The following is a 10,136-nucleotide window of genomic DNA, read 5'->3' on the forward strand; positions in this document are numbered from 1 at the left end:
GCAATCAGGTCTGGAGTTAATTCCATGAGTGAAACTGCATCTTTTTTAGAAATATTGGGCATGTCCCTAATTATCGGTGGGCTCTGCGGCTTCGGTTTAGGAGCCGGGGCAGCACGGATGTTCCACGCACCAACCGTACAAGGTATGGGGGCATTTCGTACTTTGGGTGAACTTAACGCCTGTGAAGGCGACCCAGCTTCACACTTTTCTTTCGGCTTAGGGTTCTTCTTTAACGCATGGGCTTCATCTGTTGCAGCTGGTGCATTTACCCAAGATGTCGACCACCGCATCATCCCAAACTGGGGCGCGGCCGCATTGTTAACCAAAAACCGCAGCGTAGCAGACACACTGCATAACCCGAAAAAAATGGCGATTGCTTGTGCCATTATCGGTGCGGTCGTGGTTGCGTTCTTAAATACCACCGCCTCTGCTGTTCCAGCGGCATTACAAACCACGGCGGTCAATGTATTAGTCCCCGCCGCTAACTTACTCGTCAACACCGTAATGCCAGTCATTTTCTGGTTAGCTGCGATGGATGCGGGCCGTCGTTCCGGTTTCTGGGCCACCCTATTTGGAGGCTGCGCACAGTTAATTATGGGTAACGCTATCCCTGGTTTAGTTTTAGGTATCTTGATTGGTAAAGGTGTTGATGACAACGGTTGGAACCGTATCACTCGTACTATGATGATCACTGTCGTGTTGTTGTTTGTATTAAGTGGTTTCTTCCGTGAGTTTGACCTGAAGATGATCACCTCCTTCAACCTAGATAAACCATTATGGCTTGAATACGTCCACGGACTGCTAAGCGGGAAATAATCATGACAACTGAAATTAACAAACAAGATTTTTGGTACGCTGAATGGTCCTTCCCAATCTTTGTTGGGCTGTTATCCGCAGGGATCTTTGCAGGTACTCACATGTATGTCGTCTATGGCTTCGGAGCGTTTAACGAAGTGGCCTTCGTAGCCATGCTGCGTGCAGGGTTAGATACTGGTGTTTACGGTGCAGTAGCGGCTTTCGGTGCTAGCTTCCTATTCGCTCGGATCATTGAAGGCTCATTAGTCGGTATCTTAGATATCGGTGGCGCATTACAAACGGGGATTGGTCTAGGTGTTCCTGCTCTATTCTTAGCCGCGGGCTGGGATATTTTAGTGACCAACTTCTGGATGTCACTGCTTACGGGTTTACTCCTTGGCGTGTTAATCGGTCTGTTAATCGTATTTGCACGTAAATTCACAATTGCCCAAGCCAACTCAACCTTCGGGGCTGATGTCATGATGGGTGCAGGTAACACATCAGGTCGATTCCTTGGGCCATTGATTATCCTTGCTGCAATGGCTGCATCCATCCCAATTGGTATTGGTTCTTTAATCGGCGCATTGGTTTTCTATGTATGGCAAAAACCTGTTGCAGGCGGTGCAATTTTAGGTGCGATGTTATTCGGTTATTTCTTCCCAATCGCCGCTTAATCCGCATTCTCTCGGAACATAGGTTAACGAAAACGCTACGGTTTATATCATTTAGAACAAACAGTTAGACATACTCTAAATAATTCAAATTGCAGCAAACGACGATATCCCTAGGAGCATACACCAGTATGTGACTAGGGTAGTGAAACAACAGGCAATAACGCTGCGGTTTGAAGTATGACGAGTATGACAAGCATCGAGTATGAAGAAGGCAACTTATGTACACTCTAATCATCAAACAAGCTAAACGTATCGATGGTGCAATTATCGATATTCTTATCAAAGATGGAAAAATCGACGCCGCAGGTCCAGAGCTGGCCAACAATCAACAAGCAGACAAAGTTATTGACCTGAAAGGAAAATGCTATGTAAGTGCGGGGTGGATCGACTCTCACGCACATTGTTTTGTTGAATCGCCTATCTACTTCGATGACCCCGACTTAGCAGGTGCTGCGGGTGGAGTCACCTCACTGGTTGATGCAGGTAGTGTAGGCGCTGATGATGTTGATAAATTTTATCAACTCACCCAAAAATCGAAAACCAATGTCTTTTCTTTATTGAATATCTCTCGTATTGGCATCATTGCACAAAATGAATTGTCAGATATGAACAATATCAATGAAACTTGCTTCCAAGAGGCCATTGAGCGCCATAATGGCTTCATTGTTGGTATGAAAGCGCGTATGAGCAAAAGCGTGGTGGGTGAAAACGGAATTACCCCTTTAATCAAAGCAAAAGAAATGCAGAAAAAACATCATCTCCCGCTAATGGTGCATATTGGTAATAACCCCCCAAATATTGATGAAGTTGCCGATTTACTCACCCGTGGGGATATCATTACTCACTGCTTTAATGGCAAGCCAAATAAAATTTTAGGTGATGATGGCTACCTAAAACCCTCAATTGCCAGAGCACTGGCGCGTGGTGTTATTTTAGACGTTGGTCATGGCGGCGAAAGCTTTAGCTTTAAAGTTGCAGAGCAAGCCATGCGTATTGGGACTTATCCAGACATCATCAGTTCAGATATCTATCACCGAAACCGCGTAAATGGGCCAGTGTATAGCCTTGCTTTTGTAATGACGAAATTCCTCTGCATGGGCTTTAGTGCTGAGCAAGTTTTACGTTGTGTCACAGAAAAAGCTGCTGACTTGCTGTCACTTCCAGCGAAAGGCTATCTAAAACCGGGCTTCGATGCAGATATTACGCTATTTGATTTAAAAGAAGAACCGACTGAACTCACTGATGCAGAAGGTGAACATCGCATAGGGACTCACCGCTTTGTTCCTATTGCCGCAATTGTCGGTGGAAAACATATTATTCATGCAGAAGGCGAATCTGAACATGCAATCAATCTATGATAAATATCAGTTAAAACACGTTATTAATGCTTCTGGCCGTATGACTGCCCTTGGTGTATCGACCCCAACACCTGAAGTGGTTGAGCGAGTGGCTTATGGGTTAAATCACTATTTTGAAATTAAAGATTTAGTCAATAAAACAGGCGAATACATTGCAAGTTTATTAGATGTTGAAGCTGCAGTTGTGGTGTCTTGTGCATCTGCCGGTATTGCCCAAGCTGTTGCCGCGGTGATCGTGCAAGACGACGATGATTTACTACTCAACCTGCATTCATCCGACAAAGTGGTTCCTCGCGAAATTATTTTACCTAAAGGCCATAATGTTAACTTTGGCGCCCCCGTCGACACCATGGTGACACTCGGCGGAGGTAAAGTCATTGAAGCTGGTTTTGCTAATGAATGCAGTGCTGCACAACTTGCGGCAAAAATCACCCCTCAAACCGCAGCCATCTTATATATCAAATCACATCATACCGTACAAAAAAGCATGTTAACTGTGGAGCAAGCGGCCAAAGTCGCTCATGACCACCAGCTACCGCTGATTATTGATGCTGCGGCAGAAGAGGAATTAACGGCTTATTATCACACTGGTGGCGATATTGTTATTTACAGTGGTGCCAAAGCTATTGAAGGCCCAACCAGCGGTCTCGTTATTGGTAAAAAACAATATATCGAGTGGGTTAAACGCCAAAGCCAAGGTATCGGCCGAGCAATGAAAGTCGGTAAAGAAGGTATTTTAGGGCTCACACTTGCTATCGAACAATATCTGAGTGCCACAAAAGAAACTGGCGCTGAAATGGTTAATCGAATGAGTAAATTTATCAGTGACCTAAATGATATCAACGGCATCTCTGCACAAGTGGTATGGGATGGCGCAGGACGCGATATTGCACGTACTGAAATTAGCTTCGATGAAAATGTTATTGGCAAAACGACCTATCAGATTATGGCTGAGTTGAAACAGGGGAATACCGCCATTTATTTCCGTGAATACAAAGCTAATGAAGGAAAAGTTGAAGCGGATATCCGTAGTGTAAGCAATGAACAACTTGATGTCATTTCAAAAAATATTCGTTTGCTAGTAGAAGGATTTTAAAATGAAATTGTCACCGAATTTTTACCGTGACCGTGTCTGCTTAAATGTGTTGGCTGGTAGCCACCAAAATGCTAAAGACATTTATGTCGCAGCGGAAACCTTTGTCGTTGTCGGTGTATTATCCAAAAATTACCCTGACTTAGAAAGTGCCATAGCTGATATGCGCATCTACGCGCAAGAGACGGATAATGCGTTATCGGTTGGTCTTGGGGCTGGCGATCCAAACCAATCAACCATGGTGTCTTTAATTTCACAGGAAATTCAACCACAGCATGTAAATCAAGTATTTACAGGTGCTCCCATTAGCCGAGCCTTATTAGGCCAAACCGAGACCTTCGTTAACGCATTAATCTCACCGACAGGTACGGTTGGCATGGTAAAAATCTCTACAGGCCCATTAAGCTCACAAGCCCCAGATGGCATTGTCCCCATTGAAACCGCAATCATGATGCTTAAAGATATGGGCGCTGACTCTGTTAAGTTCTTTAATATGAAAGGGTTAAAATATATTGAAGAATATAAAGCCATTGCTAAAGCTTGTGCTGAATTTGATTTTTCTTTAGAGCCTACTGGCGGTATTGATTTAGATAACTTTGCGGAAATTTTGCAAATAGCCCTTGATGCAGGCGTGAAGAAAATCATTCCTCATATTTATAGCTCAATCATTGATAAAAATACGGGCAATACTCGCCCAGAAGAAGTTCGTCAATTATTGCAGATGGTTAAGCAAGCGGTTAATTGATGCGTTAAAGCAGTAAAAAGAAGTCGGAAAATAAATATAAGCGAGATGTTATAAAAAACAGTCATTGTGACAAATGACAAAACAACAAATGCCCCACTCATCTAGTATGTAGTGGGGCTTTTTTCATTATATATTAATGACCTATCATTCGTGCATTCGGTATAATATGAAACCAATAATTATCGGGGACAGGGCTATCCCACACACCAAAGTAAGCAGCAACCCCGATGGCACTAAATAACATTCCCAGAGTTAAAACTAACATAATTACCCCAGACAATGGGATTTGGCGTTTTTTTCTTGGCACTTGTAATGAAAAATTTAGGGTTGAAGAAACAGGGCAGGACTCCACGCACGTCATACACCCTGTACATTCCACCGTTCTTACCTTAATGAGCTTGTCGACTGGAATACGCGACGGGCAGTTCTTGGCACATTTTCCGCAATCAATGCAGCTTTCCACATCTCGACGAATTTTTACGGGGGAAAATAACGAAAATATCCCCAACAATGCACCATAAGGGCACAAATAACGGCACCAAGCATTGCGAATAAACAAACTAATCACCACAAGAACAATAACACTCACCAAGGTAACACCGCTAATGTAGCGAAAGAAATCGAGCATTTTAACATCAATGATGATCCCATAAGGCGACATCATAAAATACTGGATCATCTGTGCAGGCATGGATAATGCTATATAGAGAAAAAAAGCTAATAGTAAATATTTTAAGCCTTTTAGAGGAATATCTAACCATTTAGGTAAATCGATTTGATTTTGATAACGAAACAGTTTTTGCCCTATTTTCCCCGTGTATTCAGAAATTGTCCCTATTGGGCACATCCACGAACAAAAGGCTTTTTTCAATAATAAGCTAATAATTATGAAAGAAACCAAAAGAAACATTGAGGCCGCATGGATTACCGGAAAACTGCCTGTTTCTAATGTGTATTTTAAATTCATTAACCCAGCAATAGGTAGCCAACCCTCAATCCCACCCGGACGAGGAAGATAAAGCGTTGCCCCACCAGTTTCGTAGTAACGAACCCAGTAATAGAAAGTAATACCGATATAAAGGTTTATCGCCAAGAGTGTGAATTGTACAACTTTCCGCCAAGTTGATGCGTTCCGCCAATCATTCCAAGGAAGCTTTCCCCCTGTCGTACCGGGGCGGCGTTGATACCTTATACGTGGTTTTTTGGTCATATACGCCCATCTCTTTAACATGCATTTTAAATACCATTATTGTATTTACATATTCAGAAAACATATTGATTTGCATCAGGGGGTTGTGACGTTGATGGTTTGATACAACAAAATGGTGAAGGTTGACCAGAAAAATAGAAATAGAAAAATATTATCGTTGGTTTTTTCTAAATAATTCGAGTTGTGCCAAGGCGGCAAAATGAGGAAATCCCTAGGAGCATACAAAAGTATGTGACTAGGGTTGACGAGTGACGCCAACACAGGCACAACTTGAAGTATGACGAAAAAAAGGAGCATACAAAAGTATGTGACTCGAGTTGACGAGCAACGCCAACATAGGACAGCTTAAAGCACTACAAACTGAGATTTTTTCTAAATAGTTAGTGCTGTAACAAGGCAGCGATGTGAAGACAGCACGGGGAGCATACAAAAGTATGTGACCCGTGTAGCTGAATGAAGCTAACGCCGTGACAGCGCTAAGTATGACGAAAAAATGGGAGTTGGCCGATAAGCCGGGTTCTGTCGTGGACAACCATTCATCTAGGCCAGCACTTGCGCACTGGCTCCAGCAACCTACCCGAGTTCAATGCGGGCCGCACCATATGAACCCCTATTTGGTCTTGCTCCGGGTGGAGTTTACCGTGCCACGAACTGTTGCCAGTCGCGCGGTGCGCTCTTACCGCACCCTTTCACCCTTACCTGATCCTGTAAACAGGCCATCGGCGGTTTGCTCTCTGTTGCACTAGTCGTAGGCTTGCGCCTCCCAGACGTTATCTGGCACCCTGCCCTATGGAGCCCGGACTTTCCTCCCCTTTACCCGTCTCCCGAAGGGACAACGATAAAGCAGCGGTTGTCTGGCCAACTCCGCGGCGAATTATAGGCACTTTGTTGTAGCTTGTACAGACTCTAGCACTTGCAATTTACCACTTATATTAATGTAACCGTTTTATTTGCCTAAAAATCATTCATTGCTTTGATTATCAAGCATCAATTTATACAACATATTTTTCTTTAACCCATAAATTTCGGCTGTAATCGCTGCCGCTTTTTTAGGGGGAAGCTCTTTTTGTAATAAATTTAACGTGCGAACCACATCAGGGGAAATAGCCGAATCATCCTCTGGCTTCTTATAGCCTTCAACAATTAACACCATTTCGCCGCGATGGCGGTTTTCATCCTCTTTTACCCACGCCAACAATTCACCTACTGGACGGCCTTCAATTGACTCCCACGTTTTAGTCAATTCCCGAGCTAAAACAACATGACGTTCTGGTCCCCAGACTTCTACCATATCTGCTAAACTATCTAACAAACGGTGGGTTGACTCATAGAAAATCAGTGTCCGAGTTTCTTGTTCAAGTGATTGTAAAACGTCTTTACGGCCTTTTGTTTTAGCAGGTAAAAAACCTTCATAACAAAAACGGTCTGAAGGCAAACCGGCAGCAGACAGCGCAGTAATCGCTGCACAGGCGCCGGGTAAAGGCACAACACGGATACCAGCCTCACGACAACGATTGACTAAATGATAACCTGGATCATTAATTAAAGGTGTACCTGCATCAGAGACTAATGCGATACTATCGCCTTGTTGAAGTTTGCTAATTAATTGATCTGCCTTTTGCTGTTCATTATGATCATGTAGAGCGAACAGTCGTGCATTAATCGCAAAATTCTGTAAAAGAATGCCTGAATGCCGAGTGTCCTCTGCCGCAATAAGGTCAACATGTTTAAGAACATCCAACGCACGTTGCGTGATATCACCCATATTACCAATTGGGGTTGGGACGATATACAGCGTGGATGCCATAACCACAGCTTGATTAGGTTGGTTCATTGTTTCATCCGAATAGCCGGTTTAAAATTAAGCAATTGAAAAATACACCATTGGATACAGTATGCGTCCTTCAATTTTTTTGCATTTGAAAAAAGGGTTAATCTGCACAGCAATGCTATCTATATTTGCATTGTCAGGGTGCCAAATGGTATCGGATTACTTCCCGTCCACCCAAAAAACACCTGAGCAAAGTACGTCTGATGTCAGCAGCTACCAAGCCATCATTGATGCTGCTCAAGGCAAGCCCTCAATGGAAGCCCTGCGAGCTTATATTAGCCAAGAGCCTTTATTAAAAACAGCTGCTGAGCGCCAAGCCAATATTGATGGCCTCTGGAAGATGTTAACACAGTTAACGCCAGAACAAGTCCACGGAATTGAGGCTGATGAATATATTCTCCAAGGTTGGGTCGATCTTTTAGATATTTATCAAAACAACCAAGATGACCCTGATGCGCTACGCACCGGTTTCAACGACTGGAAAATGCGTTATTCAAATAACCCAGGGGCCACAATTCCCCCGACCCAGTTGCTCCAAGCAATGTTACCGCGTGTTGGCACAACCCCGAAAATAGCCCTATTTTTACCGATGAGTGGGCAAGGTCAGGTTTTCGGTCAAGCCATCATGCAAGGGTTTATGGATGCTCAAAAAGGGCTCCCGCAAACCACATCTCTTCCGGCTAACACAGCGAACGCTCAAAGTAGCGGTAATGATATACTCGACCAAATTTATGCAGAAGTCGCAGCGACTACGGGTGAAGCGCCTGCCACCACCGATAATGACTTGGTAACCTCCGCTTTACGTATTGATGCTACTCCGACAAATACACAAACGATCAAAGTCTTTGATACCACCAATCAACAAATGCCTCAACTGCTTGAACAAGCTAAAAATGAAGGCTTTAACCTTGTTGTCGGGCCGCTGCTGAAAACAGATGTAAATGTGATAGCACAAATGGGTGCTCCTGTTAGCGTTCTTGCGCTTAACGAACTCGATAGCAACCAATTACAACCTCGTCCAAACCTCTGTTATTTTTCGTTATCTCCAGAAGATGAAGCGCAAAATGCAGCCGCTTATATGAGGTCTGAAGGCAAACAAATGCCTCTCGTATTAGTGCCAGCAAATGCCTTTGGCGATAGAATTGCCAAAGCCTTCGCTAAAGGTTGGCAAGAGAAAGGCGGCTCGACCGTGTTAATGCAAACCTTTGGTTCAGTACCTTCGCTAAAAGAATCCATTAACCGCGGTGCTGGTATCCGTATGACTGGAACACCTGTTAATACAGGGGAAACAGTTAGCCCACAATTAAGCCCTCAAATTGAAGATTCAACAGGTGCTATTGATGGTGTTTATATTGTGGCGACACGTGACGAGCTGACGCTTATCAAACCGATGATAGAAATGGCAATTAGCACCCGTTCACGTCCAGAACTTTATACGAGCTCACGTAGTAACCAAGCAGGTTCAGGGGCTGATTACCGCTTCGAAATGGACGGTGTTAAGTTCAGCGAGGTCCCTTTATTAGCTGATGCAAACAATAGTTTACGCAAACAGGCTCAACAAAAGTTAAATAATGACTACTCACTATTTCGCTTATATGCAATGGGTGTTGATGCATGGTCATTAGCTAATAATTTCGATAAATTACAGCAACCAGAACAATTACGTATTAATGGTGCATCCGGAGTACTCACAACAACACCTAATTGTGTTGTTTTCCGCGAATTACCTTGGTTACAGTTCAAGCAAGGGAAGATCCTTCCTGCTCAATAGGGTATAAACAAGTCATCGAGAAGGTGACTTTTCAGACAAGGACGTCATGAAAACAATCCAGAAACCCTTAAAATGGTTAACAGGTCGGTACTATGAACACCAAGTACTCACTTTCCTGAAACAACAAGGGCTAACGTTTGTCGAACGTAATGCAAGAAATCGAGCCGGTGAGATCGATTTAATAATGCGCGATAATACTGGTTGGGTATTTATCGAGGTACGTTTTCGTAAAAATGGTGATTACGGTAATGCACTTTTATCAGTAAACTGGCATAAACGTAGAAAATTATTAGCCGCTGCAAAATTATGGCTTGCGCAAAGGCAAGAAAGTTTCGATACCAGCTCGTGCCGTTTTGATATCTGCGCAATAACGGGTAACCAATTTGAATGGATACAAAACGCATTTAACGAAGATGGCTAGTATTCGTAATCTGAATGACAAATAAGCTACCTGAATAAATTAGCGAGTATAATCAACAACGCTACAAATATTACTTTTCGTTGTAGCAAGGCGGCAAGAGTGTAGCCAACGCCGCTACAGCATGGGATATGACGGGATTACCCTAAATAATTCGTGTTGTAGCAAGGCGGCAAGTAAGCTAATCCCTATGAGCATACATAAGTATGTGATTAGGGTTAGCGAGCGTAGCCAACACCGC

At 43.4% G+C, this 10,136-nt stretch carries 9 protein-coding genes and 1 other RNA gene; 7 read left to right on the plus strand and 3 right to left on the minus strand.

From position 1 onward, the window contains the following. Nucleotides 1-24 precede the first annotated feature (24 nt). The 5 genes from ACHB7C_RS17065 to ACHB7C_RS17085 all read left to right on the plus strand — a co-directional run bounded on the left by ACHB7C_RS17065 (nucleotide 25) and on the right by ACHB7C_RS17085 (nucleotide 4,665). Nucleotides 25-816, plus strand: a complete 792-nt coding sequence (locus ACHB7C_RS17065; RefSeq protein ID WP_042846187.1) for a DUF4311 domain-containing protein — start codon at nucleotides 25-27, stop codon at nucleotides 814-816. A 2-nt stretch (nucleotides 817-818) separates the two neighbouring features. Then, complete coding sequence (locus ACHB7C_RS17070; RefSeq protein WP_042846188.1) at nucleotides 819-1,469, plus strand: DUF4310 family protein; 651 nt, start codon at nucleotides 819-821, stop codon at nucleotides 1,467-1,469. 218 nt (nucleotides 1,470-1,687) lie between these two features. Continuing rightward, the gene (locus ACHB7C_RS17075; RefSeq protein WP_042846189.1) at nucleotides 1,688-2,827 is read left to right on the plus strand and encodes an amidohydrolase/deacetylase family metallohydrolase; all 1,140 of its coding nucleotides are present in this window, start codon (nucleotides 1,688-1,690) and stop codon (nucleotides 2,825-2,827) included. Continuing rightward, on the plus strand, nucleotides 2,811-3,923 hold the full coding sequence (locus ACHB7C_RS17080; protein ID WP_166685147.1) for a DgaE family pyridoxal phosphate-dependent ammonia lyase: 1,113 nt from the start codon (nucleotides 2,811-2,813) through the stop codon (nucleotides 3,921-3,923). The genes ACHB7C_RS17075 and ACHB7C_RS17080 overlap by 17 nt, the downstream gene beginning before the upstream one ends. A 1-nt stretch (nucleotide 3,924) precedes the next feature. Beyond that, a complete protein-coding gene (locus ACHB7C_RS17085; RefSeq protein WP_042846191.1) occupies nucleotides 3,925-4,665 on the plus strand; it encodes a KDGP aldolase family protein in 741 nt (246 codons plus the stop codon). A 133-nt stretch (nucleotides 4,666-4,798) separates the two neighbouring features. Here ACHB7C_RS17085 and ACHB7C_RS17090 read toward each other — a convergent pair whose 3' ends face one another. From ACHB7C_RS17090 to rsmI, 3 genes are all read right to left on the minus strand, one after another. Next, nucleotides 4,799-5,875: a 4Fe-4S binding protein gene (locus ACHB7C_RS17090; RefSeq protein ID WP_395348007.1), complete on the minus strand. Its 1,077-nt coding sequence runs from the start codon at nucleotides 5,873-5,875 to the stop codon at nucleotides 4,799-4,801. Between the two features lie 492 nt (nucleotides 5,876-6,367). After that, an RNA gene (rnpB, locus tag ACHB7C_RS17095) (RNase P RNA component class A) lies at nucleotides 6,368-6,741 on the minus strand. Between the two features lie 95 nt (nucleotides 6,742-6,836). Then, nucleotides 6,837-7,709, minus strand: coding sequence for a 16S rRNA (cytidine(1402)-2'-O)-methyltransferase (rsmI, locus tag ACHB7C_RS17100; RefSeq protein ID WP_042846193.1), 873 nt, complete (start codon nucleotides 7,707-7,709; stop codon nucleotides 6,837-6,839). A gap of 61 nt (nucleotides 7,710-7,770) precedes the next feature. Between rsmI and ACHB7C_RS17105 the strand changes: the two genes are divergently transcribed. Together ACHB7C_RS17105 and ACHB7C_RS17110 are read left to right on the plus strand one after the other, a co-directional pair. Continuing rightward, on the plus strand, nucleotides 7,771-9,477 hold the full coding sequence (locus tag ACHB7C_RS17105; protein ID WP_395348009.1) for a penicillin-binding protein activator: 1,707 nt from the start codon (nucleotides 7,771-7,773) through the stop codon (nucleotides 9,475-9,477). A 46-nt stretch (nucleotides 9,478-9,523) separates the two neighbouring features. Next, a complete protein-coding gene (locus ACHB7C_RS17110) occupies nucleotides 9,524-9,898 on the plus strand; it encodes a YraN family protein (RefSeq protein WP_042846196.1) in 375 nt (124 codons plus the stop codon). The last annotated feature ends 238 nt before the right edge of the window (nucleotides 9,899-10,136 follow it).

The organism is Providencia sp. 2024EL-00732 (assembly GCF_044006275.1).
Classification (GTDB): Bacteria; Pseudomonadota; Gammaproteobacteria; order Enterobacterales; family Enterobacteriaceae; genus Providencia; species Providencia huashanensis.